The 24,967-nt window shown below is 60.0% G+C and carries 20 protein-coding genes and 1 pseudogene; 13 read left to right on the plus strand and 8 right to left on the minus strand.

Going from position 1 to position 24,967, the window contains the following annotated elements:
* Nucleotides 1-122: 122 nt before the first annotated feature.
* Entirely contained in the window at nucleotides 123-1,748 is a 1,626-nt protein-coding gene (locus AC07YV_RS06770) for an ABC transporter substrate-binding protein (protein WP_102698843.1), read from the minus strand.
* 447 nt (nucleotides 1,749-2,195) lie between these two features.
* A complete protein-coding gene (locus AC07YV_RS06775; RefSeq protein ID WP_102698842.1) occupies nucleotides 2,196-2,912 on the minus strand; it encodes an SIMPL domain-containing protein in 717 nt (238 codons plus the stop codon).
* A gap of 402 nt (nucleotides 2,913-3,314) precedes the next feature.
* Between AC07YV_RS06775 and AC07YV_RS06780 the strand changes: the two genes are divergently transcribed.
* The 5 genes from AC07YV_RS06780 (at nucleotide 3,315) to AC07YV_RS06800 (ending at nucleotide 12,176) form a co-directional block, all read left to right on the plus strand.
* Nucleotides 3,315-4,577, plus strand: coding sequence for an ATP-binding protein (locus tag AC07YV_RS06780; RefSeq protein WP_102698840.1), 1,263 nt, complete (start codon nucleotides 3,315-3,317; stop codon nucleotides 4,575-4,577).
* On the plus strand, nucleotides 4,570-5,130 hold the full coding sequence (locus AC07YV_RS06785; RefSeq protein WP_007973041.1) for a response regulator transcription factor: 561 nt from the start codon (nucleotides 4,570-4,572) through the stop codon (nucleotides 5,128-5,130). Before AC07YV_RS06780 ends, AC07YV_RS06785 begins: the two co-directional genes overlap by 8 nt.
* Nucleotides 5,131-5,227: 97 nt before the next feature.
* On the plus strand, nucleotides 5,228-6,955 hold the full coding sequence (locus AC07YV_RS06790) for an ABC transporter ATP-binding protein/permease (protein ID WP_102698839.1): 1,728 nt from the start codon (nucleotides 5,228-5,230) through the stop codon (nucleotides 6,953-6,955).
* Nucleotides 6,956-7,091: 136 nt separating this feature from the next.
* Complete coding sequence (locus AC07YV_RS06795) at nucleotides 7,092-9,605, plus strand: fused MFS/spermidine synthase (RefSeq protein ID WP_102698838.1); 2,514 nt, start codon at nucleotides 7,092-7,094, stop codon at nucleotides 9,603-9,605.
* Between the two features lie 210 nt (nucleotides 9,606-9,815).
* Entirely contained in the window at nucleotides 9,816-12,176 is a 2,361-nt protein-coding gene (locus AC07YV_RS06800) for a tetratricopeptide repeat protein (RefSeq protein WP_102698837.1), read from the plus strand.
* A gap of 108 nt (nucleotides 12,177-12,284) precedes the next feature.
* Here the strand turns inward: AC07YV_RS06800 and AC07YV_RS06805 are convergent, their stop codons facing one another.
* Both AC07YV_RS06805 and AC07YV_RS06810 read right to left on the minus strand, forming a co-directional pair.
* Nucleotides 12,285-12,764, minus strand: a complete 480-nt coding sequence (locus AC07YV_RS06805; RefSeq protein WP_102698836.1) for a DUF934 domain-containing protein — start codon at nucleotides 12,762-12,764, stop codon at nucleotides 12,285-12,287.
* On the minus strand, nucleotides 12,761-14,434 hold the full coding sequence (locus AC07YV_RS06810; RefSeq protein WP_102698835.1) for a nitrite/sulfite reductase: 1,674 nt from the start codon (nucleotides 14,432-14,434) through the stop codon (nucleotides 12,761-12,763). Before AC07YV_RS06810 ends, AC07YV_RS06805 begins: the two co-directional genes overlap by 4 nt.
* Before the next feature lie 317 nt (nucleotides 14,435-14,751).
* Between AC07YV_RS06810 and ccoN the strand changes: the two genes are divergently transcribed.
* Together ccoN and AC07YV_RS06820 are read left to right on the plus strand one after the other, a co-directional pair.
* A complete protein-coding gene (gene ccoN / locus AC07YV_RS06815; protein WP_102698834.1) occupies nucleotides 14,752-16,179 on the plus strand; it encodes a cytochrome-c oxidase, cbb3-type subunit I in 1,428 nt (475 codons plus the stop codon).
* On the plus strand, nucleotides 16,179-16,400 hold the full coding sequence (locus AC07YV_RS06820) for a CcoQ/FixQ family Cbb3-type cytochrome c oxidase assembly chaperone (protein WP_102698833.1): 222 nt from the start codon (nucleotides 16,179-16,181) through the stop codon (nucleotides 16,398-16,400). Before ccoN ends, AC07YV_RS06820 begins: the two co-directional genes overlap by 1 nt.
* A 111-nt stretch (nucleotides 16,401-16,511) precedes the next feature.
* Here AC07YV_RS06820 and AC07YV_RS06825 read toward each other — a convergent pair whose 3' ends face one another.
* Nucleotides 16,512-17,006, minus strand: a complete 495-nt coding sequence (locus AC07YV_RS06825) for a hypothetical protein (protein ID WP_102698832.1) — start codon at nucleotides 17,004-17,006, stop codon at nucleotides 16,512-16,514.
* A gap of 189 nt (nucleotides 17,007-17,195) precedes the next feature.
* The gene (locus AC07YV_RS06830; RefSeq protein ID WP_102698831.1) at nucleotides 17,196-17,717 is read right to left on the minus strand and encodes a GNAT family N-acetyltransferase; all 522 of its coding nucleotides are present in this window, start codon (nucleotides 17,715-17,717) and stop codon (nucleotides 17,196-17,198) included.
* 875 nt (nucleotides 17,718-18,592) lie between these two features.
* On the opposite strand from AC07YV_RS06830, the gene AC07YV_RS06835 reads away from it, so the two are divergent.
* Nucleotides 18,593-19,132, plus strand: coding sequence for a dihydrofolate reductase family protein (locus AC07YV_RS06835; RefSeq protein WP_102698830.1), 540 nt, complete (start codon nucleotides 18,593-18,595; stop codon nucleotides 19,130-19,132).
* A 120-nt stretch (nucleotides 19,133-19,252) separates the two neighbouring features.
* Nucleotides 19,253-19,636: pseudogene (locus tag AC07YV_RS06840) on the plus strand (aldo/keto reductase); the annotation flags it as partial.
* Nucleotides 19,637-19,751: 115 nt separating this feature from the next.
* Here AC07YV_RS06840 and AC07YV_RS06845 read toward each other — a convergent pair.
* Entirely contained in the window at nucleotides 19,752-20,732 is a 981-nt protein-coding gene (locus AC07YV_RS06845) for a LysR family transcriptional regulator (protein ID WP_102698829.1), read from the minus strand.
* 73 nt (nucleotides 20,733-20,805) lie between these two features.
* Complete coding sequence (locus AC07YV_RS06850) at nucleotides 20,806-21,246, minus strand: carboxymuconolactone decarboxylase family protein (protein ID WP_102698924.1); 441 nt, start codon at nucleotides 21,244-21,246, stop codon at nucleotides 20,806-20,808.
* 205 nt (nucleotides 21,247-21,451) lie between these two features.
* Between AC07YV_RS06850 and pdxR the strand changes: the two genes are divergently transcribed.
* The 4 genes from pdxR to AC07YV_RS06870 all read left to right on the plus strand — a co-directional run bounded on the left by pdxR (nucleotide 21,452) and on the right by AC07YV_RS06870 (nucleotide 24,832).
* Nucleotides 21,452-22,885 (plus strand): MocR-like pyridoxine biosynthesis transcription factor PdxR, encoded by a 1,434-nt coding sequence (gene pdxR, locus AC07YV_RS06855; protein ID WP_102698828.1) that lies wholly within the window; start codon nucleotides 21,452-21,454, stop codon nucleotides 22,883-22,885.
* Nucleotides 22,886-23,008: 123 nt separating this feature from the next.
* Nucleotides 23,009-23,302 carry an antibiotic biosynthesis monooxygenase family protein gene (locus AC07YV_RS06860; protein WP_102698827.1) on the plus strand — a complete coding sequence of 98 codons (294 nt, stop codon included), beginning with the start codon at nucleotides 23,009-23,011 and terminating at the stop codon, nucleotides 23,300-23,302.
* Nucleotides 23,303-23,482: 180 nt separating this feature from the next.
* Nucleotides 23,483-23,893 (plus strand): cupin domain-containing protein, encoded by a 411-nt coding sequence (locus AC07YV_RS06865; protein WP_102698826.1) that lies wholly within the window; start codon nucleotides 23,483-23,485, stop codon nucleotides 23,891-23,893.
* Nucleotides 23,894-24,121: 228 nt separating this feature from the next.
* On the plus strand, nucleotides 24,122-24,832 hold the full coding sequence (locus AC07YV_RS06870) for an ATPase (protein ID WP_102698825.1): 711 nt from the start codon (nucleotides 24,122-24,124) through the stop codon (nucleotides 24,830-24,832).
* Nucleotides 24,833-24,967: the final 135 nt, after the last annotated feature.

Here is a 24,967-nt window from a genome sequence, read left to right on the forward strand (position 1 = left end):
AGGAAATGGCAACGCGTCCTCACCCGGTGCTGTAGTCAGCTGCGGATTTGGATGTAGGCAAATTCCTGCTTGCTCGGTAGATAAAGCAACGGCGACGTCAGAAACGTCGCCGTTGCAAAACCTTATTTGCTGACGCTGACGCCGTAGAAGGAGTTCAAGCCAAATGGGCTGATCTTGAAGTCCTGCACGTTGGCGCGCATGGGTTGGAACACCGTCGAGTGAGCGATAGGTGTCATTGGGACTGCATCTTTGAGGACGTGTTGCGCCTGCTTGTACAGTTCGGTGCGCTTGGCCTGGTCGGAAGTACGCTTGGCCTGCTTGACGATGTCGTCGAACTTCTTGTCGCACCACTTGGAGAAGTTGTTGCCTTCCAGCGAGTCGCAGCCGAACAGCACGTTCAGCCAGTTGTCCGGATCACCATTGTCACCGCTCCAGCCAATCAGCATCGCCTGGTTCTCACCACCTTTGGAGCGCTTGATGTACTCGCCCCACTCGTAGCTCTGGATCTTGACCTTGAGGCCGATCTTGGACCAGTCGGACTGCAGCATTTCTGCCATCAGCTTGGCGTTCGGGTTGTATGGACGCTGTACCGGCATCGCCCAGAGCACGATTTCGGTGCCATCTTTCACGCCAGCTTCCTTGAGCAGCTCTTTGGCTTTCTCAGGGTTGTACGGCGCATCCTTGATGGTGGTGTCGTAGGACCACTGGGTCGGTGGCATGGCGTTGACGGCCAGTTGGCCGGCGCCCTGGTACACGGAGTCGATGATCTGTTGCTTGTTGACCGCCATGTCCAGTGCCTGGCGAACTTTCAGCTCGGCCAGTGGGTTGGCATCGGTTTGACCCTTGACCTTGGGCATCACGTTGTAGGCGATGTAACCCAGGTTGAAACCGGCCTGGTCAGGCAGTTTCAGGTCCTTGTCTTCCTTCAGCGCCTTCAGGTCGGCCGGACGAGGGAACAGGGTGACCTGGCACTCGTTCTTCTTCAGCTTCTGGATACGTACCGACGGGTCGGTGGTGATGGCGAAGATCAGGTTGTCGATCTTCACGTCGTCAGGCTTCCAGTAGTCCTTGTTCCCGGTGTAGCGGATGTTGGAGTCTTTCTGGTAGCTCTTGAACACGAACGGGCCAGTGCCGACCGGCTTCTGGTTGATGTCGGCGGCCTTGCCTTCCTTGAGCAGCTGGGCAGCGTACTCGGCGGACTGGATCGAGGCGAAGCTCATGGCCATGTTCTGGATGAACGCGGCATCAACGTCCTTGAGGGTGAACTTGACAGTTTTGTCGTCGACTTTATCGATCTTGGTGATGTTGGTGTCCATCCCCATGTCGGTGAAGTACGGGAATTCGGTCGGGTACGCTTTGCGGAACGGGTCATCCTTGTTAATCATGCGATTAAAGGTGAACAGCACGTCGTCGGCGTTGAACTCACGAGTCGGCTTGAAGTACGGGGTAGTGTGGAACTTCACACCATCACGCAGATGGAAGGTGTAGGTCAGGCCGTCATCGGAGACGTCCCAGCTGGTCGCCAGACCTGGAATGACAGCGGTGCCGCCGCGCTCGAACTGGGTGAGGCGGTTGAACATGGTTTCTGCAGAGGCGTCGAAGTCGGTTCCGGTGGTGTATTGACCTGGATCGAAACCGGCCGGGCTCCCTTCGGAGCAGAACACCAGGTTAGTCGCAGCTTGAGCGAACGGTGCACTAGCCAACAGGCTGGCGCCGACTAAAAACGGAATGACCGCTTGTTTAAGCATGGTGGCCTCATGATTTGTTGTCATTTTTGGAATTAGAGGACGACCTCGTGAGTCGTGCCTGCGGATACTTATGCAGGGGCCATACCCAATGCAAGATCCAGAGTGACTACAAGCCTTAAACGGTGGCACGAACGTACCTTAATGTCGCATTTGTATAACTCCTGACGCATTTGACCGTTTGCGCGGCGTTTTTACGGTGCAAGTGACGCACTTTTACAGTGCGCGCCTGACTCGGGTTGCTCCCGCGTGGGGCGGGGGTGTTACTTATTCATACCCCGGATTGTGGGGTGGGCATGGCGTGAATAAGAGTGGTTATTGTTGCACCGATAGTGGCCAATCGACGGCATTTCTCGGGTGGACCTATCCAGTTATAGCTCATGCCTGAAAACTGCCAAAAAAAACGGCGATCATTTTAATGACCGCCGTTTTTGTCTACGGGCTTTCGATTCAAGGCATCAGCACTTCGATCGAGCCATCGGCGGTCATGCTGACCTGGCTGGTGCCGGCTTCGACATCCGGCGTCACGGGGGCGGCGTCCATGGCGGCCGCTTTCATCATCATCGGCCCGCGCAGATAAGGCTGTGGATAACCGTTGCTGTTGAGATTCAGGTTGACGATTTTGTAGCCCTTGCCGCCGAGGGCATCGGTGGCCAGTTGGGCGCGGGCCTTGAAGGCAGCCACGGCGTCCTTGAGCAGGGCATCTTCGCTGGCCTTGCGGGTCGGGGTGGCGATGGCGAAGTCCATGCCGCCCATTTTCAGGTCGGTGAGCAGTTCGCCGGTCAACTTCGACAGGGCGGCGAAGTTCGAGCTTTCCAGGCGCAATTCGGCGCGCTCACGCCAGCCGGTGATTTTCTGGCCCTTGGTGTCGTAGATCGGGTAGCTGTTGCGACTGCCCTGGCGCAGGGTGATGTCCTTGACCTGCTTGGCCTGGGCCAGCGCCTTGTTCATGGTGGTGCTGACGTCGGCGGCAAGTTTGGCCGGGTCGCTGTTCTGCTCTTCGGTGTAGAGCGTCACGATCATCAGGTCGCGGGCCACTTCCTGACTGACTTCGGCGCGCAGGGAAATCTGGTTGTAATGCAGTTCGTCGGCGGCCAGGGCCGGGAGGCTGGCGACGGTGCCGAGACTCAGGGCGAGGAGGGCGGCGCGGCGGCGGAATGTGTGCATGAAGGCTCCTTGAAAGGTGCGCAGGGGTATGGTCCGGGCCTGCGTGAAACCATCAGACTCTAGCTTTTATGCTCTGGTTCGCACAGTTACAACTTCTATACAGATGCACGCGGCCCTTTGCAGGAGCGAGCTTGCTGTGGCGAGGGGGCTTGTCGGACCGCCGCACCGCCCCGTTCGGCTGCGAAGCAGTCGCAGATTGCCTCACTTGCTTCAACCGATAAAATGCGGCGGCAGTTTTTAGGACTGCTTCGCAGTCCAACGGGGGCAAGCCCCCTCGCCACAGAGTTCATTGCACGCAGTTCCACGCCAATGACTGTGGCCGTTTGCCGCACTTTTGCCTGTCAGCCCCCGCGCTTGGTTATACTCCCTGCGATCCGCCTGGAGCGCTCATCAGGAGAGCTCATGCTCGCCCCCGTTCAAATCACTTCCGCCACTCGCCAGAACCTCTGGCGGCTGACATTCATCCGCACATTGGTGCTGGCCGCCCAGGCCGGTTCCGTGGGCCTGGCCTACTGGCTCGAACTGTTGCCTCTGCCTTGGTTTCAACTGGCTGCGACCCTCGCTTGCTCGATGCTGTTGTGCGTGTTCACAGCGATTCGCCTGCGTACCTCGTGGCCGGTGACCGAGCTCGAATACGCCGTGCAACTGGCTTGCGACCTGTTTATCCACAGCGCATTGCTGTATTTCTCCGGTGGCTCGACCAACCCCTTCGTCTCCTATTACCTGGTGCCGCTGACCATTGCCGCCGTGACGTTGCCATGGCGTTATTCGGTGATCCTCTCGGGTATCGCGCTGACGATGTACACACTGCTGCTGGCGCAGTTCTATCCGCTGCAAACCTTCCCCATCGCCCGGGAAAACCTGCAGGTCTACGGGATGTGGTTGAGCTTTGCCCTCGCGGCAGCGGTCATCACGTTCTTCGCCGCGCGCATGGCCGAAGAACTGCGTCGTCAGGAAGAATTGCGTGCCATTCGTCGCGAAGAAGGCTTGCGCGATCAGCAACTGTTGGCCGTTGCCACCCAGGCCGCTGGAGCCGCCCATGAACTGGGCACGCCGCTTGCGACCATGAGCGTGTTACTCAAGGAAATGCGTCAGGACCACCCTGACCCGATGTTGCAGGATGACCTGAGCGTGCTGCAGGATCAGGTCAAGCTGTGTAAAGAGACCTTGCAGCATCTGGTGCGCGCCGCGGAGGCCAATCGCCGGTTGGCGGTGGAGATGCAGGACGTCACCGACTGGCTTGATGAAGCCCTCAATCGCTGGCACCTGATGCGCCCGGAAGCCAGCTATCGCTTCCAGCGCCTCGGCCAGGGCCCGGTACCCCGTATGGCGCCGCCGCCGGATTTGACCCAGGCGTTGCTGAATCTGCTGAACAATGCCGCCGACGCCTGCCCCGAAGGGCTGCAGGTGACGCTGGACTGGGATTGGGAAAACCTCACCATCAGCATCCGTGACCATGGCGCCGGTGTGCCGCTGGCCATCGCCGAGCAAATCGGCAAACCGTTTTTTACCACCAAGGGCAAAGGTTTCGGCCTGGGCCTGTTTTTGAGCAAGGCCAGCGTGACACGCGCTGGCGGCTCAGTGAAACTCTACAGTCATGAGGAAGGCGGCACGCTCACCGAGCTGCGCCTTCCCCGTGTCGCCCGAGGAGACGAACATGAGTGAAGAGATCCAAGTCGAAGGCGAAGAACTGCCGCATTTGTTGCTGGTCGATGACGACGCCACATTCACCCGCGTCATGGCTCGCGCCATGGCCCGCCGCGGTTTTCGCGTCAGTACTGCCGGTTCCGCCGAAGAAGGCCTGGAACTGGCCAAGGCCGATCTGCCGGATTACGCCGCCCTTGACCTGAAAATGGACGGCGATTCGGGCCTGGTGCTGCTGCCCAAGTTGCTGGAAATGGACCCGGAAATGCGCGTGGTGATCCTCACCGGTTATTCGAGCATTGCCACCGCCGTCGAGGCGATCAAGCGCGGTGCCTGCAACTACCTGTGCAAACCGGCGGACGCCGACGACGTGCTGGCGGCGCTGCTGTCCGAACACGCCGATCTCGACAGCCTGGTGCCGGAAAACCCGATGTCCGTGGACCGCCTGCAGTGGGAGCACATCCAGCGCGTGCTGACCGAGCACGAAGGCAACATCTCCGCCACTGCCCGCGCCCTGGGCATGCACCGCCGCACCCTGCAGCGCAAACTGCAGAAGCGCCCCGTTCGCCGCTGAACCAGCGCTGAACGAATGCGGGCAGCATCTCGCGACAAACCGAACCGATCATCTATGATCGGTTCGTGCGTGTACTTTTCTTTATCGAGCCTTATCCATGAATCAGAACGCTGAGTATTCCGCGGTCAACGACGCCGTGCGCGGGCAGTTTTTTCGCAAAGTGTGGGCGATGATCACGCCTTACTGGCGCAGTGAAGAGAAGGTCAAGGCCTGGACACTGCTGATCGCGGTGATTGCGCTGTCGCTGATCAGCGTGGGGATCTCGGTGTGGTTCAACACCTGGTACAAGGACTTCTACAACGCTCTGCAAAAGAAGGACGAGGCAGCGTTCTGGCAACTGATCCTGTATTTCTGTGCGATTGCGGCGGTGGCGATCGTCGGCGCGGTGTATCGGCTCTACCTGACGCAGATGCTGACGATCCGCTGGCGGGCGTGGCTCACCGAAAAGCATTTCAGCCGTTGGCTGGCGGACAAAAACTACTACCAGCTGGAGCAGGGCGGTTACACCGATAACCCGGACCAGCGGATTTCCGAAGACCTCAACAACTTCACCTCCAACACCCTTGAACTGGGTATCGGGCTGCTGCGCAATATCGTCAGCCTGGTGTCGTTCTCGATCATTCTGTGGGGCGTGTCGGGCAGTATCGAAGTGTTCGGCATCACCATTCCCGGCTACATGTTCTGGTGCGTGCTGGTCTACGCCGTGGTGGGCAGTTGGCTGACGCATTTGATCGGTCGTCGCCTGATCGGTCTGAACAACCAACAACAACGCTTCGAAGCCGACCTGCGTTTCTCCATGGTGCGGATTCGCGAGAATGCCGAAAGCATCGCGTTGTACAACGGCGAACCGAACGAAAATCGTCGGTTGAGCAGTCGCTTCGGGATGGTCTGGCATAACTTCTGGGACATCATGAAGGTGTCCAAGCGCCTGACGTTTTTCACCGCCGGTTACAGCCAGGCAGCCATCATCTTCCCGTTCATCGTTGCCTCGCCGCGTTACCTCTCCGGCAAGATCGAACTGGGCGAACTGATGCAGATCAGCTCGGCGTTCGGCAATGTGCAGGAAAGCTTCAGCTGGTTCATCAGCGCCTACCAGAGCCTCGCTTCCTGGCGCGCCACCTGTGATCGTCTGCTGAGCTTCCACCAGGCCATGCGTGATAACGAAGAGCGTGCGCCAGCCATCGACGTGCAGAATTCGGGTTCCGTCCTGAAGGTGCACAACCTCGGCCTCGACCTGGCGGACGGTCGTCACCTGCTGAGCAACGCCGACATGACCGTGGAGGAGGGCGAGCGTGTGATGCTCAGCGGTCGTTCCGGCAGCGGCAAGTCGACCCTGCTGCGGGCAATGGGACATCTGTGGCCGGCCGGCCACGGCAGTATTCGCCTGCCATCGGCGCGTTACCTGTTCCTGCCGCAAAAACCGTATCTGCCGATTGGCACCCTGCGTGATGTCCTCAGTTATCCACAGCCCGGTGATACCTATCCGAACGAGCGCTACGTGCAGGTGCTGGAAACCTGTCGTTTGCCGCATCTGATTGCCCGTCTCGACGAAGCCAACCACTGGCAGCGCATGTTGTCTCCGGGTGAGCAGCAGCGCCTGGCCTTTGCCCGTGCGCTGCTTTATGCACCGCAATGGCTGTACATGGACGAAGCGACCTCGGCGATGGACGAAGAAGACGAGGCCACGCTGTACCAGGCGCTGATCGATGAATTGCCGGGGCTGAGCATTGTCAGCGTCGGCCATCGCAGCAGCCTCAAGCGCTTCCATCCGCGGCATGTTCGTATCGAGAATGGCCATCTGGTGGACCAGGCCGTGACCGCGTAAACACCTCCGCCCCTGGTAGGAGCTGCCGCAGGCTGCGATCTTTTGATCTTGATTTTAAAGAAGCAAGATCAAAAGATCGCAGCCTGCGGCAGCTCCTACGTAATCGATTCAAAAATTCGCACAAGGCAACAGATCCATGACCTCACGTGTCGCCAGCAAGTCGTCGGCCATACCTGCCCCGCAAGTCGCCTCCCCGGCGCTGTTGATCCCCGCCCTTCTGCTGTTTGTCTCCGGCGCCGCGGCGCTGGTGTATCAGGTGCTGTGGATCAAGCAGCTGTCGTTGGTCGTAGGCGTCGAGGTCTATGCCATCACCACCGGGATCAGCGCATTCTTTGCCGGGTTGGCCTTGGGCGGCTTGCTGTTCGGCCGCTGGGCGGACCGGATGCCGCAACCGGTCCTGCTCTACGCCGGGCTGGAAGTGCTGGTGGCGCTGCTGGGTGTCGCTGCGACCTTCGCCATGAGCCTGGCGGCCAGCCCGTTTGCGTGGCTGGAAGCGCACGTGGGTCTGCTGGCCTGGGTGCTGCCGTTCGCGCTGGTGGGCATTCCCGCGCTGTTGATGGGCGGCACCCTGCCAGTGCTGGTTCGCTCCCTGGCCACTGACCCGCAACACCTGGGCAAGGCCGGCGGACAACTGTATGCGGCAAACACCGCCGGGGCCATCGCCGGCACCCTGCTCGCCGCGTTCGTGCTGATCGCCACCCTCGGCGTGCGCGGCAGCGCGCTGGCCGCCGCCATGCTGAACCTGCTGGCCGCCGCCGGAGCCCTGTGGTTCCAGCGCCGGCGCGTGGCCCCCGTCGATGCGGCGGCAAAACATCACGCTCAAAAAGCCCCCGACCGCCTGGCCCTTTGGCTGTACTCCATTGCCGGTGGCGTAGCGCTGGGCTACGAAGTGGTGTGGTCGCAATCGATCGTTCAGTTCATGAGCACCCGTACCTACGCGTTTGCCGTGGTGCTGGCGACTTACCTCACCGGGTTGTTCCTGGGCAGCATGCTGCTGGCCCGTCGGGTCGATCGCCTGCGCGATCCCTGGGGAGTGTTCGGTTTGCTGATTGCCGCAGCCGGGGCGATTGCCTTGCTGGAAGTGGCGTTGCTCGGACGCTGGCTGGTGCTCGCCCAGACCCTGGCCGAATCCTGGGTATTGTCATGGGGCGGCAGTGAACTGGCGGGCATGAGCACGCGCTTTGCGGTGGCAGCCTTGAGCATTGTGTTTGTACCGACCCTGTTGCTGGGTGCGGCGTTCCCGTTGGCCCTGCGCTTGAGCGTCGGCGGCGCACAGGTGGGGCGCAACGTCGGCGAAGTCGTCGCGTTCAATACCCTTGGCGGGATCATCGGCGTGATGCTCTGCGGCTTTGTCCTGATCCCGATGCTGGGTCTGGTACGGACCCTGGGCCTGCTGGCGCTGATCGCCGCCGGTATCGCGTACCTCGCCGTGCGCAAGGGCCATGGCGTGAAGAAAGGCCGGCGCCAGGCGGTGATTGCCATTGGCCTGGTGTCCCTGGCACTGGCCGTGTTCACGCCGGTCAACAAGCTTGCCAGCCTGCTGCCGGGCGCGCGCAATGGCACGTTGGCGTTCTACGAAGAAGGCCGTGGCGGGACCGTCGCCGTGGTCACCCAGGGCAAGGGCGAACGGGCGTTCCAGCGCTTGTATATCCAGGGCGTGTCCAATACCGGCGACGCCATGCCGTCCCTGCGCTACATGCGGATTCAGGCGCTGCTGCCCTTGCTGATCCACAACGGTGAACCGCGTTCTGCGCTGGTGATCGGGTTCGGCACCGGCATCACCGCCGGCGCCCTGACCCGCTACCCCGCCCTGGAACATCGCGTGGTCGCCGAACTGCTGCCGTCGGTGGTCAAGGCGGCCCCCTTGTTCAAGGGCAATTTCAATGCCGCGGCCGATCCGGGTGTCGATGTGCGCTTGCGTGACGGTCGCCAGGAACTGCTGCGCAATCCGCAGCGCTACGACCTGATCACCCTTGAACCGCCACCGCCCTCCGCTGCCGGCGTGGTCAACCTGTATTCCCGGGACTTCTATCAACTGGCCGCCAGCCGTTTGCAGAAACAGGGCCTGGTCGCCCAATGGCTGCCGCTGCCGACGCAGAACATCGACGACTCGCGCTCACTGGTACGCAGCTTCCTCGACGTATTCCCCTACGCGACCCTGTGGACCAGCGAGTTCCACGAGATGCTGCTGGTGGGTTCGATGGAGCCGATTGAGCTGGATGCGGCGAAGATCAACGCACGCTTCCAGCAGGACAGCGTTCGCAGCACCTTGCAGGATGTCGGTATCGGTTCGGCCGCATCTTTGCTCGCCACCTGGGTGACTGACCGTGCGGGGCTGGAACGCTTCGCTGGCGACGCACAACCGGTGACGGACGATCAGCCCAGGATCGAATACGCGCCCTGGGTTCGGTCGAAAGAAATCAGCCGTGTACTGCCGGCCCTGCTCGACTTGCACCAGCCGCCCGCACTGCTGAACGCCGATGCCGGGTTCATCGAGCGCATGAACACCCAGCAACAACGCCTGATGCAGTTCTACCGGGCGAGCCTGCATGCCTACGACGGAAACCGTGACGCTTGGGCCAGGGAGATGCGCGAGGTAATGCGCGGGGATTCCGGGAATCCGTATTACCGGTGGTTTGTCGGGGAGTGATGCAGCGCCTTGGAGGCCGCCTTCGCGGGCAAGCCCGCTCCCACACTGGATCTGTGAGCGCCACAAGTCCTCTGTGGGAGCGGGCTTGCTCGCGAAGGGGCCATCAGCTTCACCGCATCCGTTATTTGACAGACGCCGACCATCCGGCAAAGCTGCATCAAGCTTCAACGCGCGCCTGACGGCAATCGCACCTGGACCATGGAAGTCGTAATGCCCAAATATAAAAACAAAGCTGCACAGCCAAACCCTGATTCGCAACCGACCCTGATCAACCGTTATCTGTTCCCCGTCACCATCGGCATCCTGTTGCTGACGGTGGCGGGTATTGGCTGGTTTTTGCTGAGCAGCACACCGACGCCACCCAAGCCGGTCACCGTCAGCCCCCCTGCTGTTCAACCGGCCAAACCGCAACCCATTGCCATCGCGCCAGCAAAAATGGTCGACGAGCAGCAATGCCAGGGTTGCCACGGCGAGCAGGTCAAGGACTGGCAAGGCTCCCACCACCAGTTGGCGATGCAGCAAGCCAACGCCGACACGATGCTCGGCGACTTCAACAATGTCACCTTCAAAGCCGAAAAGGAGACCACGGTGTTCTCGCGTAAGGGCGACGAATTCTGGGTCAACACACCGGGCATCGATGGCAGGAATGCCGATTTCAAGGTGGCCTATGCCTTTGGCATCGCCCCTTTGCAGCAGTACCTGATCGAAGTCGGCGAAGGCCGGTTGCAGGCCCTTGGCATTGCCTGGGATACCGAAAAGCACCGCTGGTTTCACCTCTACCCGGGCCAGGGGGTGAACTTCAAGAACCCGCTGCACTGGAGCAAGCCGAGCCAGAACGCCAACTTCATGTGCGTCGAATGCCATACCACGGGCTTCAAGCGCAATTTCGATGCGGCAAAAAACACCTTCGACAGCCACTGGAACAGCCTGGGTGTCGGCTGTCAGGCCTGTCATGGCCCAGCGTCCAATCACCTGGAATGGACGGCGAAGAAGACCGACCTGATCCATGCCGGCTTTGCCGTCGACCTCAAGGACAAGAACGCCACCGTCGAACTCGAAACCTGCGCCCGCTGCCACTCGCGCCGCGCGCCTCTGGATGACGGCTACACGGTCGGCAAGCGGCTGATGGACGACTACCTGCCGAGCGTCCTGACCCGCGAGCTGTACGCGCTGGACGGCAAGATCAAGGACGAAGTGTTCGAACACGGCTCCTTTGCCCAAAGCAAAATGTTCGACAAGGGCGTGCGCTGCAGCAACTGCCACAACCCGCACAGCACTCAATTGAAAGCGCCAGGCAACGGTGTCTGCCTGCAATGCCACAACACCGCCGGCAAAACCACCGTGGAAGGTGTCGATGGCAAGGGCCTGCAAGCGAAAAACTACGACTCCGTCGAACACACTCGCCACACCCTGGGCCAACCAGGTTCGCAGTGCGTGGATTGCCACATGCCCGGCAAGTTCTACATGGGCAATGACTTCCGGCATGACCACAGCTTCAGCATCCCCAACCCTGAGCGGGCAAAGAAACTCGGTACGCCCGATGCCTGCCTGACCTGCCACCAGGGCAAGGCCGGCGACAAGGTCACCGAGCAGTTCAAGCTGTGGAACACCGCCAACGCCAGCGCGGTACAAGCCCCTCGCTACGACGAAAGCCTGGGGCTGATTCGCAACGGTCAGCCCGGTGCCGCACAGGCCTTGATCGAGCAACTGCAACGCAGCAACCTGCCGGCGATCCAGCGCGCGACGCTGCTTGGCGAATTGTCGCAGTATCCGAGCGAACAAGCGTTGAAACTGGCCACCAGAGACCTCAACAACCCGGCGCCGCAAGTCCGAGAGAGCGCCATCCGCGCACTCAGCGCATTCCTGCCGCCAGCGGAACGTGCGCCACTGCTGACACCCTTGTTGAGTGACCCTGTGAGGGCCGTGCGCATCGCCGCCGCCCGTGATCTGCTCAGTGTCGCGGCCAACGGCCTGGGCGCGGCCCAGGACAGCTGGAATGCCGCCATCGCCGAATACGAGGCGGTGCAGAAAAACCTGCTCGAACGCGCCGAAGCGAATCTCAACCTGGCGATGCTGTATCAGGCCAGCGGTCGCAACGCAGAAGTCGAAGGATTCCTGCGCACGGCCCTGCAGCGCGATCCGGACTTCTACCCGGCGCTGGTTACCCTGGTGCAATGGCTGGAGGCCAACGGTCGCAGCCAGGAAGGTCATGCCCTGCTGGCGCAAAGCCTCAAGGACCATCCTGACTCGGGCCTGCTGCAATACACCCAGGGCCTGGCGCTGATTCGTGCCGGCCAGGCCGCTCAAGCCATGCCGTACCTGCGCCAGGCGGCGAAACTGGAACCGCAGAGTGGGCAATTCGGCTACGTGCTCGCAGTGGCCCTGCATGACAGCGGCAAGATCGACGAAGCCTGCGCAGAACTGGAACGGCTGCTGAAAGAGCAACCGGCCAACCGCAATGCCCGCCTCTCGCTGATCCAGTACTACCTGGCCAACGGCCAGGAGCCCAAGGCCCAGGTGCTGTTGCAGGGCTGGAAGAAGATGAACATGGGGGACCCGGCGTTGAAGTGACGGGAGACGCCTGTAGGAGCGAGCTTGCTCGCGATGGTGATACAGGCGACGCGTTTATCCAGAATATTCGCGTTTTCGTTGACGTCCATCGCGAGCAAGCTCGCTCATTCAGCGGCGCCTGAATAAGGGCCGTGGCTCAATCACCGAGCGCCCGTACAACACGCTCATCCCCGCCAATCCCTTCAACGCATCTTCCGCGGATTTGTCTTCACGCACGGCAAAGCTGTCAAAACCGCATTGGCGCATGTGGCTCAGTTGATCGCGCAAGACATCGCCGATGGCGCGCAACTCGCCGGCCCAGCCCAATCGCGTGCGCAGCAGATACGCCTGGCTGTACCCGCGGCCATCGCGAAAGCTCGGAAAATCCAGGGCGATCAGGGGCAGTCGGGCAAACCATGGCTGAAGGCTTTCCACTTCATCGTCCGGCCCCAGCCACACGCCGTTTTGCGACGGGCTTTCCAGCCAACGGCTCAGCGGCAGAATCGCGGCCCCCACGGGCAGCTCTGCTTGCGGGTCGCGCACAAGCGTCCACGGATCATCCGCGACAATCCGCGCCACGCCCTCTTCCAGCCGCAACAGATTGTTCATGCCGACACCTGCGGCACTTTCCCGTAGACCGCCTCCTTGAACGGCTCCAGCCCGATCCGCTGGAAGGCGTCGACGAACAGTTCCTCGCTCTCGCGATAGCGCACGAAGGTGTCGACGATGCGCTCGATCACCCCGGGCACTTGCACGGCGCTGAAGGACGGGCCAATGACCTTGCCTAGCGCACTGTTCTTGCCCTGGGCGCCCCCCAGGGTGATCTGGTACCACTCGGCGCCGTTCTTGTCGACGCCCAGAATGCCGATGTTGCCGATGTGGTGATGACCGCAGGCATTCATGCAGCCGGAAATATTGAGGCTGATGTCGCCCAGGTCGTGCAGGTAGTCGAGGTCTTCGAAGCGTGCGGCAATGGCCTTGGCGATAGGGATCGACTTGGCGTTGGCCAGCGCACAGAAGTCGCCACCGGGGCAGGCGATGATGTCGGTGAGCAATCCGGCGTTGGCGCTGCCCAGATTGTGTCCGCAGGCCAGGCGCCACAGGGTGAACAGATCGGCCTTGGACACGTCCGGAAGGACGATATTCTGCTCATGGGCAATGCGGATTTCACCGAAGCCGAAGCGTTCGGACCACTCGGCCACCGCCTCCATCTGTTCGGCCGTGACATCCCCCGGCGGCGCAGTGGCGCCCGGCTTGGTCGACAACACCACGCTGGCATAGCCCGATACTTTGTGCGGCTGCACGTTACGCTGCACCCAACGAGCGAACGCCGGGTTTTCGGCCAGGTGCGTGCCGAAATCGAGATGGGTGTCGGACAAATGACGATAAGGCGGTGCGACGAACGCACTGGCCACACGCTCGAACTCGTCGAGGGTCAGTTGCGCCGGGCCGTCCTTGAGGTGCTGCCACTCTTCTTCCACCTCCCGGGCGAAGGCCTCGATTCCCAGGGCCTTGACCAGAATCTTGATTCGCGCCTTGTACTTGTTGTCCCGCCGGCCATGGCGGTTATACACCCGCAGCACCGCCTCTACGTAAGACAGCAGGTGCTGCCACGGCAAGCCTTCGCGGATCTGCAAGCCGAGGATCGGCGTGCGCCCCAGGCCGCCGCCGACCATGACTCGCAGGAGCATGTGTCCGTCGGAGCCCGGGTAAAGATAAAGGCCGATGTCATGCATCATGATCGCCGCGCGGTCCTGCTCGGCCGAGCAGATGGCGATCTTGAACTTGCGCGGCAGGAACAGGAACTCCGGGTTGATGGTCGACCACTGCCGCAAAATTTCCGCCAACGGTCGCGGGTCGATCATTTCGTCGGCCGCCACCCCGGCAAAGGCTTCGGTGGTGATGTTGCGCACGCAGTTGCCGGAGGTCTGGATCGCATGCATTTCCACCTCGGCCAGGCGTTCGAGGATGTCCGGCACCTGGGCCAGTTCGATCCAGTTGAACTGCATGTTCTGCCGGGTGGTGAAATGGCCGTAGCCGCGGTCGTAATCCCGGGCGATGCTCGCCAACGTACGCATCTGCCGGGCGCTCAGCGTGCCGTAGGGAATCGCCACCCGCAGCATGTAGGCGTGCTTTTGCAGGTACAGGCCGTTCTGCAGGCGCAGCGGCAGGAACTCTTCTTCGCTCAGTTCGCCGGCCATGAAGCGCTCGACCTGATCGCGAAACTGCGCAACCCGTTCGAACACCAGTGCCCGGTCGTAATCATCGTACTGATACATGTGGCTACCTCATCAGGATTCACCGCATTCCCCTGTGTAGGAGCTGCCGAAGGCTGCGATCTTTTCAAGAGCAAAAGATCGCAGCCTTCGGCAGCTCCTACAGGTCGGTGGGTGCGGTTGTTGTGTGAGGTCGACTATGGACTTGCGGCTCAGCGCATTACAGATTCACCTGAGTGCATAAAAACCGTATCAGAGCGCGGCAGATGGCCGCAGGCTGCACTAAAATCTGATCCGCCTAAATGAAATATTCCTGAGCCTGTTTTGTTTCCATCGGGGTTTCTACAGTGCACGGCATTGCAACCGTGGAAGCATTGAGCATGAGCACAACTACAATCAGTCAGGCCTATAACTACAAGGTCGTGCGCCAATTCGTCGTGGCGACTGTCTTCTGGGGGGTCGTGGGGATGGCGATGGGCGTGTGGATCGCCTCGCAGCTGGTGTGGCCGCAGATGAACCTGGATCTGCCGTGGACCACCTTCGGCCGCTTGCGCCCGTTGCACACCAGCCTGGTGATTTTCGGTTTTGCCGGCAGCGCGCAATTTGCCGCCAGTTACTACGCGGTCCAACGCACCTGCCAGGTGCGGCTGTTTTCCGACAAACTTGCCGCGTTCACCTTCTGGGGCTGGCAATCGGTGATCGTGGTGATGCTGATCAGCCTGCCGCTGGGCTACACCACCACCAAGGAATATGCCGAGATCGAATTCACCGGCGCGGTGTGGATGACCGTGGTCTGGATTGCATACGCCGTGGTGTTCTTCACTACCCTGGTGCAACGCAAGACCAGGCACATCTACGTCGGCAACTGGTTCTTCGGTGCGTTCATCGTGGTCATCGCCATGCTGCACGTGGTCAATCACCTGTCGATTCCAGTCGATTGGTTCAAGTCCTACCCGGTGTACTCCGGGGCCACCGACGCCATGGTCCAGTGGTGGTACGGACACAACGCCGTGGGCTTTTTCCTGACCACCGGTTTCCTGGGGATGATGTACTACTTCGTGCCGAAACAGGTGGGCCGGCCGGTGTATTCCTATCGCCTGTCGATCGTGCACTTCTGGGCGCTGATTACCCTGTACATCTGGGCCGGCCCGCACCACTTGCACTACACCGCGCTGCCGGACTGGGCGCAGTCGCTGGGCATGGCCATGTCGCTGATCCTGCTGGCGCCGAGCTGGGGCGGCATGATCAACGGCATGATGACCCTGTCGGGCGCCTGGCATAAGCTGCGCACCGACCCGATCCTGCGCTTTCTCGTGCTATCCCTGGCGTTCTACGGCATGTCGACTTTCGAAGGGCCGATGATGGCCATCAAGACGGTCAACGCCCTCTCCCACTACACCGACTGGACCATCGGCCACGTGCACGCCGGGGCGCTCGGCTGGGTGGCGATGATCACCTTCGGCGCAACCTATCACATGGTGCCGAAGGTATTCGGACGTGATCGGATGCACAGTACGCCGCTGATCAACCTGCACTTCTGGCTGGCGACCATCGGCACCGTGCTGTACATCGCCTCGATGTGGGTCAACGGCATCACCCAGGGCCTGATGTGGCGCGCGATCAACGATGACGGCACGCTGACCTACTCTTTCGTCGAAGCCTTGCAGGCCAGCCATCCGGGATTCGTCGTGCGCTTTGCCGGCGGGGTGTTCTTCCTCAGCGGCATGCTGCTGATGGCCTACAACCTGTGGCGCACGGTGCGGGTAGCGGACGTGGCGATGGCCGAGCGCGAGGCGCAGTTGGCCTGATGATTGAAGTCATGTTGAACATGGCGGGGGTGGCATTTTTGTGGTTCGCCATCGAGTATTGTCTGCGTCACCAGACCACCGAGAGCCTGGACGATGCGAGCCTGATCCCGTTTGGCGACGACCCTGAGGTGGCTCGGCGGGTAGAGGCGGCTACCGGGAAGACCATCAATGCAGTGGCGCCCGAAGAGGCGAAGCCAGGCTGGGGAAACACCGATTTCTGATACTGTGGGAGCGGCGGTGCGGCGATCCGACTTGCTCGCGAAGGGGGCGTGTCAGTCGACATTGATGTTGAATGTAGATCCGCCTTCGCGAGCAAGCCCGTTCCCACACCCTCAGCCACGATCCCGGGGAATCAAAACCTGTAGCTGCTGCGCCAGAAAATCCGCATCGAACTCAAACGTGTCCGGGTCTTTCAAGCCATTGGTCTTGCGCCACTGCCAGCCAGTGGATGGCGGCAGGCACACCAGTGACACGCTGCCATAACGGGCTGCCGTAAAGCCCATCACCGCCACGGAAATCTGCCCGCCGACACCCATCACCTCCGGCACGAATTCCACCGGTTTGCCCGCGATCAGGATGCTCAGCTTTTCAGTCTTGAAGGGAGAGGTTTCCACCGGAACACTGGGCCCCGACGCGACATACACTTCGCGGTTCACTTCGAGCAGGTCAGGTGCCTTGACCGGTTCCAGCCACTGCTGGATCTCATCGAACAGCGCACCAATGCGCTTCGCCCACTCGGCCGATTGCGATTCGAACACTTGCTTTTTGTGCGCTTCGCTTTCGGCGTAGTGGCGAAGCATTTCGCCCAGTTGCTGTACATCGTCCATAGCGGTGTTCCCTGAATAGACCGGTGTTGCGGACCTGGAGCATGGCAGATGCCCGCACCCTGCGTACGACTAAAACCTGACGACAGTTTGCACCGTTGCGTAAACGCGGGCACTGCAGGTGCGCACTTCACCTGACAAACGGAGCACAGCATGGGCCAGCTGCGGTGGCGTGCGCCCTGAGCGTGTGACTCAGCCGACCCTGGGCGTGCGACGCAGGCGCGCCATGCTCAAGGTGTCCACCAGGACACCGTCGCGAACGGCATAGTCACGAAACAGGCCCTCGGTTTCGAAGCCGAACTTGCGATACAGGGCAATGGCCGCTTCATTATCGGCATACACCGAAAGCTCGACACGCTGCAGGTTCATCCAGTTGTCGGCGATATCCAGCGCCGTCGCGAGCAGCTTCGAACCCACGCCCTTCCCTTGCCACTCGACCGCAACGCCCATGCCGAAACTGCCGGCATGGCTGCGACGAATGCGCGAGAACTGCTCCAGGCCAATGTTGCCGATGACCGTGCCTTGATGCAGGGCCACGACCTTCACCAGGCGCTCGTTATCCGACGCCAGGCGACTGCGCCAGAGCTCGGTGGACTGAAACGGCATTTGCAGGGTCTGCCGGGCGATGGCGGGATCGTTGTACAGCGCCGTAATCCCTTCGATGTGGGACTCGTTGAAGCGCTCGAACGTGATGACGGGTTCGGTGGTCGGCATGGGTGAATCATCCTTGAAGCAGACATGGCCGTTCACTCTATAACGCTTTCTTCACGTGTGGCGAGAACCGATGTGGGAGCGGGGGTGCGGCGATCCGACTTGCTAGCGAAGGCGCCATCACATTCAACGTTGAAGGTGTCTGATCAACCGCTTTCGCGAGCAAGCGCTAGGCATTATTGAGCATCCATATATCAATAGTTATCCATTACGGACCTTAGTAGTGAAACCCATCCCATACAATTAAAATAAAAATACAATAAGCAGCCACTGGACAAACAACATCTGCCCCCTAGCTAGGGTCCTGACTCAAAAATAAATCTCCCATTTGAGCCACTCTTATATAGTTTGGTGCGACCTAGAAAAACGCTGAAAAACCCACTCTCCTGCACAATATCTGTCTGCCCCCGCACTTCCAGAACTTATTTTTTGGATGCTGGGCTTCCTCAGAACATTTCTACAGATCATTCATAAAAATTGGCTTTCTATCCAATTTTTTGGGCCCTCGCAGCATTTTGTTACTCTCTTATCATTTGATTTGCAATCTAAATGATCAATCATAAATCCAACTGCAATTGCCGCACTGCGCCTAAAATTCAAAGTTAAAAATTCAACTGCATCTTATAATCAAGGACACTTTACAAGCTGCATGAGACATAATGCTCCGCTGCTTCGCCGTATCAGCACGAGAAGTAAAAACGCTTACCCCATTACCAATGGAGATAGTATACGGCGCAACCAGGTAAAGCGCCTGCCAAGTGGAAACGGCATTATCTTCGCCTACCCGAAATAAATGATCACCATCGCCCCTCGCCACTTTCGAGAGGTGCTCTTTATTTACGGGTCATTTCCCACCTGCATGACTACAAGGAAAACACATGTCGACGCTGGTCTATTACGTAGCTGCCACCCTGGATGGTTATATTGCCACTCAACAACACAAACTGGATTGGCTGGAGAACTTTGCGCTGGGGGATGATGCAACGACCTATGATGATTTTTATCAGACGGTCGGAGCGGTGGTCATGGGGTCGCAGACCTATGACTGGATCATGTCGAACGCTCCTGATGACTGGCCCTACCAGGATGTACCCGCCTTTGTCATGAGCAACCGGAATCGGTCAGTCCCCGCCAATCTGGATATCACCTTCGTACACGGTGATGCCGGGGTCATCGCGGCCAAGGCCAGGCAAGCGGCGAAGGGCAAGAATGTCTGGCTGGTCGGTGGCGGCAAAACGGCAGCCTGTTTTGCCGACGCCGGGGAATTGCAGCAGCTGTTCATCACCACCATTCCGATCTTTCTCGGCACCGGCGTTCCCGTACTGCCCGTTGACCGCGCGCTTAAAGTCGTTCCCAGAAAACAGCGTACGCTGCAGAGCGGTGCCATGGAATGCGTCCTGGACGTGAAAGCGGATTAACACCCGCAAGACGATCAGGTATCGAAACTCGCAGCGTCGGCCCCCAAGGGAGAAACCAGTGAGGCGTTTGGTATTGAGTTTATGTTTGCTGGTCGTTGTCGCTCTGGCGAGTGTTCATGGAACAGGGATGGTGAAAACCGCGCGAACAAGCTCGGCGTGCTGATTCATGCTGAAAAAAGCGCCCGCGAAACCGCCCTGCTCGACACCTTGATCGACGTCCCCGCAGAACTCGACGCCAGCCCGACCCACGTGGCCATTGCCTGGTTGCGGGAAAAGGCCAGGCGCTCGACCACGGCGCTGATTCCGATCCTTGGTTCCCGGACTCGTGAGCAGCTGGACGCCACGCTGGGCGCGCTGAATGTGCAGTTGAGTACTGATCAGCTGGCGCGGCTGGACGGTGTCAGCGAGGTGGCCAAAGGCGTGCCGCACGAATCCATTGCCGGTTCGTTCGCGCGGTTCAGCGGAGGCCGGATCCTCGACCTGCCAAGTTTTCTGGTGGCCTGACACAAATCAAACTTGTGGGAGCGGGCTTGCTCGCGAAAGCGGTTGACCAGTCACCTTCAATGTTGAATGTGATGACGCCTTCGCGAGCAAGCCCGCTCCCACAGATGGATCGCACTCAGCTTTCGAACCACTCCCGACGCTCGTTGAAGGTATTCTCGATCAACTCGACGATCATCCGTACCTGCGCGTCGTCCTCGGAACGGGCATTGACCGCCATCCACACCTGACGCCGCATCGGCCGCTCGAACAGGCCCGGCAAGGCCACCAGGCCGCGGTCGAAGTGGCTCATGTAGTGCGGCAGCAGGCCGACGCAGGCGCTGCAACGGATCATCTCCAGCATCAGTTCGTAGGATTGCACCTGCACCGCTCCGGCCAGGCGCTGATCCACCAGTGCATTCCATGGCCGGAGGCTTTCGACCTGGCAGTCCTGATGCCATTGCACCAGGAGGAAATCGGCCAGTTCCTCCAGGCATTCCGGCCTGGAAGCCACTCGTGAGTAACGCTTGGCAATGTGCGGCAGGTACTCCAGTTGCGCCAGAGACCGGGGTTCGGTGGTGGCAAAGCTCGGACCCGGCAACGGCGATCCGGCTTCGCCCAGCCACACCACCACGTCGGCGCTGACCGCTTGCAGGGCCAATTCGCTGTCGAGCGTCTTGATGTCCAGGCGCACGCTGGCATTGCGCCGCAGCAGCGCCACCAGGTCACGCCCGAGAATGTCATGCAGGATCGAATCGGCCACGGCCAGCCGAATCAATGGCTGTTCGATCACCGGCAAATCGCGCTCATGGGCCAGGGCGATCAATTGTGCGTGCAGGCGCAAGCCATCGCGACTGAGGCTCAAACCATTGTCTGACGGGTTGAACAGCGAGCAGCGCAGCTGTGTTTCCAGCAGCGCCAGTTGCCTGCGCAGGCGGGTAGCCTTGATGTTCAGGCTGCGGGCGGCCTGCATGAAACAACCGCAACGGGCACTGACGGTGAAGCACAGCGCCAGTTCGGGGTCGATACCCGCGGCCAGCTGGCGCCAGGACGGATTTTTATCAATGGCTACACGATACTCGGCAGCACCCCGGTGGGCGCTGGTTTCCATGACTGACATCGAGGACTCCCTGTCGACATGACACTGACAGTTCCATCCTGCGGATCAATGATGAACCTGCTGTGACAATGACTCAGGCGCTGGGTGTCTGGCGGAAGCTCACGGCCAGGCGATTCCAGCTGTTGATGGTGGTGACGGCGATGGTCAGGTCGACCATTTCGCTTTCACTGAACTGCTCCCTGGCCTGCGCGTAAACATCGTCCGGGACGTGGCTTTGCGAGAGCAAAGTGACGGCTTCGGTCCAGGCCAGCGCGGCTCTTTCCCGCGGATTGAAAAAGTTGCTGTCGCGCCAGACCACGATGGAATACAGGCGGCGCTCGCTTTCGCCGAGGCGCCTTGCATCCACCGAGTGCATGTCGGTGCAGAAGGCACAGCCATTAAGTTGCGAGGCGCGAATCTTGATCAGGTGCAGCAGGCCCTGCTCGATGCTCAGGCTGCTGGTCAGGGCCTCCATGGCGATCATGGCCTTCATCGCTTTGGGGGACGCGCTGTAGTAATCCAGGCGGGGCTTCATGGAGCGTTCTCGTACGGCCTTGAGTTGATTTTCACGGTAATCGCTGGCGCGCGAGCATGACAGATCCAATTTCGCGATTTCCCCATGGACCAAGGCCTGCAGACCAATTGACGGTTTTTCCACTGCGCAACTTCTGCCGACCGAGCGGATAAGGGTAATCTTGCGCGACGCACACGCGCCTCAACAGCCCCGGAGTCTCGCCGGCATGGAACTACATGTTGTCATCAATGGCCGCAAGGACCTGGCCGGCCAGTTGTATAACCAACTGCGCAGCGCCATCGAGTCCGGTCGCCTGGCCGCCGGGACGCAACTGCCGCCCAGCCGTTTGCTGGCCGAACAATTGGGCATTTCACGCAAGACCATTTCCGATACCTACGCCCAGTTGACCTACGAAAACTTCCTCACCGGGGTGGTCGGCAAAGGCACTTACGTCAATGCGCGCACGTCGAAGGTGCAGCGTAAACAGAACTACACAGAGCTTGGCGGCTTTGAGGTGATCGAGTCTTGGCGCAACCTGCCGGTATTCCTGCGTCATCCGACCCTGGAAGGCTCGCTGCGCTACGACTTCATTGGTGGCGCCACCAGCAAGGGCCAGTTCCCCCAGGATGACTGGCGCCGCTGCACCTCCCACGCGCTGCGCCAGATTGCCGGCTCCAAGGGCCTGTACAGCTTGCCTGAGGGTTTGCCCGCCCTGCGCAACGCCATTGCGCGGCACATCGCGTTCTCCCGCGGGGTCAATTGCCAGGACGAGGATGTGGTGGTGTGCAACGGCGCACAGCAGGCCCTGGACCTGATTGCGCGGGTGCTGATCAGTCCGGGCAGCCTGGTCGCCATGGAGGACCCCGGCTACCCGCCGGCCCGGCTGCTGTTCGGCACCCATGGCGCCACGGTGATCGGCGTGCCAGTTGACGCCGAAGGCATTGTGGTGGAGCAGATTCCTCGCGGCACACGCCTGATCTACGTCACCCCGTCGCACCAGTTCCCGTTGGGCATTGCGATGAGCCAGGCACGCCGGGAAGCACTGCTGGCCAAGGCCCATGAGCTGGGCGCGATCATCATCGAGGACGACTACGACAGCGAGTTCCGCTACGAAGGCCGCCCCACCGACTCCCTGCAAAGCATGGACGAACGGGGGATCGTCGCTTACGTCGGGACCTTTTCCAAAACCCTGCTGCCGGAATTGCGGCTTGGCTATGGGATCCTGCCGCCAGCGATCCTGGAGGCCGTGGTGCGCGCCAAACAGCTCACTGACCTGCACACGTCGACCCTGCCGCAGTGGGCGCTGGCCAAGTTCATCGCCGAAGGCTGTCTGCTCAAGCACATCCGCCGCTGCCATACCATCTATGCCGGGCGCCGCGAGCGGATCCTGACGCGCGTGGCCTGCGACCTCTCACCCTGGCTGGAGGCGGTGCCCTCCACCGCCGGTTTTCACATGGTGGTGATGTGCAAAGTGCCCATGGATATTCCATTGGTGATCGAACTGGCGAAAAAAGTCGAAGTCGGGCTCTATGCGATCGACAGCTTTTTCTATCAGCAAGCGCCCAAGGCCGGGTTTTTCCTCGGTTTTGGCGCCATCGAGACCCTGGACATCGACATCGCCCTGGACCGTGTGCGCGACATTTTGCAGCAGGTGGCCTGACGGATTGGCCTGCGGCTTTATCCGGCGATTGGCTATTGGCGGTCCGCAGGGTCAGGCCTATCCTGCATAGGCGTTAACCCTCAATGAGCAGGATTCGTCCGGCCTGATTCAGGAGTGTGAGCAATGTCCCATGAAGTGATCAATACCGTACAGGTACGTGCCGTCGCCGGCCGCTCGGATGAACTGGGTAAGCAACTGCAAAAGATTGTCGAAACCCTGCGTGAACTACCGGGCTGCGAATCCTATATGGTCGACCGCTGCCCAGAGGACACCAATCGCTGGACCGTCAGTGCCCGCTGGCAATCGGAAGCGGCCATGAAATCGCATTTCAACTGCCCCGAAGTCCAGGGTTTCATCGGCCTGATCGATAGCCAACTGGCCAATGCCGTGGACTTCAACAGCTTTCCTATCGTCTGAAAACAAGATCAAGAGATCGCAGCCTGCGGCAGCTCCTACACGGGAACTGCCGCAGGCTGCGATCTTTGCTTTTAACCTAGGTCTATTGGTCCCCTCGCCTTCCGGAATATTGGCTGTTTAACCGCTACCGCTTGCGCACTACTGTGGTTTGCAACAACTAACCACCGCAGGTAAAGAACCATGAACATGTTGCGTTGCTGTGCAGCCTCCCTCGCCGCCCTGGCCCTGACTGTGTCCGCATCGGCCTTTGCCCATGACCCTTCGGAAAAGGTCACTGTTTTGCAGGACCAGATGCTGAAAAATGCCCCGGGCAAAAAGGCTTTGATGATCGAGGTCGACTACCAGCCAGGCCAATCGTCCATTGCCCACAAGCACGACGGCACGGCCATGGCCTATGTGCTTTCGGGGGCGATCACTTCTCAGGTGAAAGGCGAAAAAGCCGTCACCTACAAGGCCGGTGAGTACTGGTACGAACCCGCAGGTTCGGAACACCTGGTCTCGAAAAACGCCAGTACAACGGAGCCGGCGAAGCTGTTGGTGTTCATGGTATTGGCCCCGGACGAGAAAGTGTTGATCCCACTGGAAAACTGATGGCTGAACGTACAGCCATAAATAAAAAGGCTCGAATGGAGAATTCGGGCTTTTTTATTTCCCGAGGCAATTAACCGCAAACTGTTAAGCCAAACAAAACTATTGGCCACCGGATAAGTGCGGACATTGGCTATTTAAATAAAACATCCAGGGTTTAGTCTTTATTCACCGCCGGCACAGCACCGGCAACTTCAACTTTCGACTGAGTTGTTTCACTGGAGAAACACCATGAAACTTGCACTTGCCAGTACATTGACCTTAACGATTGTTTTAACCGGTTGCTCGATCCCTACTGCGCCCACGGCGGTCTCTTCACTCAATGGCATTTTCACCGAACCGGTAGGCCGCAGTGGTGCCACCCTGATCAACAACGGCAGCCATGTCTCGTTGGGCATCGTCTACAGCCAGAATACCCAGGCGAACCGTGCCTATCTGCGGGACTACCAGGCCAACGCCGGCACCGGTTTCGGCCAGAGCCTGCTGGTGCAGCCGATTCATGACGCCTATGTAGCCACTTCCAGGCCTGACATGGCCGTGGACTGGGTCAAGGCCTCCCTGCAGCGGCAATTCGGTTCGGTGACCGTGTATCCGGACATGCAGAGCCTCAGGGCGGCGAAGCCGGACGTGATGGCGGTGGTCGACACCCGCAGCCAACTGATTACATCGCGCAGTTCGGACATCCAGTCAGATGTCAGTGCGGACTTTTACGACAAGAACTTTAACTATCTCGGTACTGCACAAGGGCATGACGCCAAAGCACTCAGTCCCGTGTGGGCTGACTACAAACGCAGCGAAGAGATCGTTGCCGACATTAATGAACAACAGAATGTGCAAGTCAGGGCACTGCAAAAGTTTGACCAGTCGCTCAATAATTTGCTGAGCAAACCGACTAGCAACCTCTCGATGATTGACAACACGCCAGAGCAAAAACGCTACTGATAGCCAGACGAAGGCACGGGCAAGCTCGCTCCCACAATAGATCAGGAAACGGGAGCGGGCCTGTGTAGCACTGCGCAACGATTAACCAAAGTCAACTCAATCAATTGACGTTATTTTAAGTCCGACACGGAACAG

The organism is Pseudomonas sp. GW456-E7, assembly GCF_059424105.1.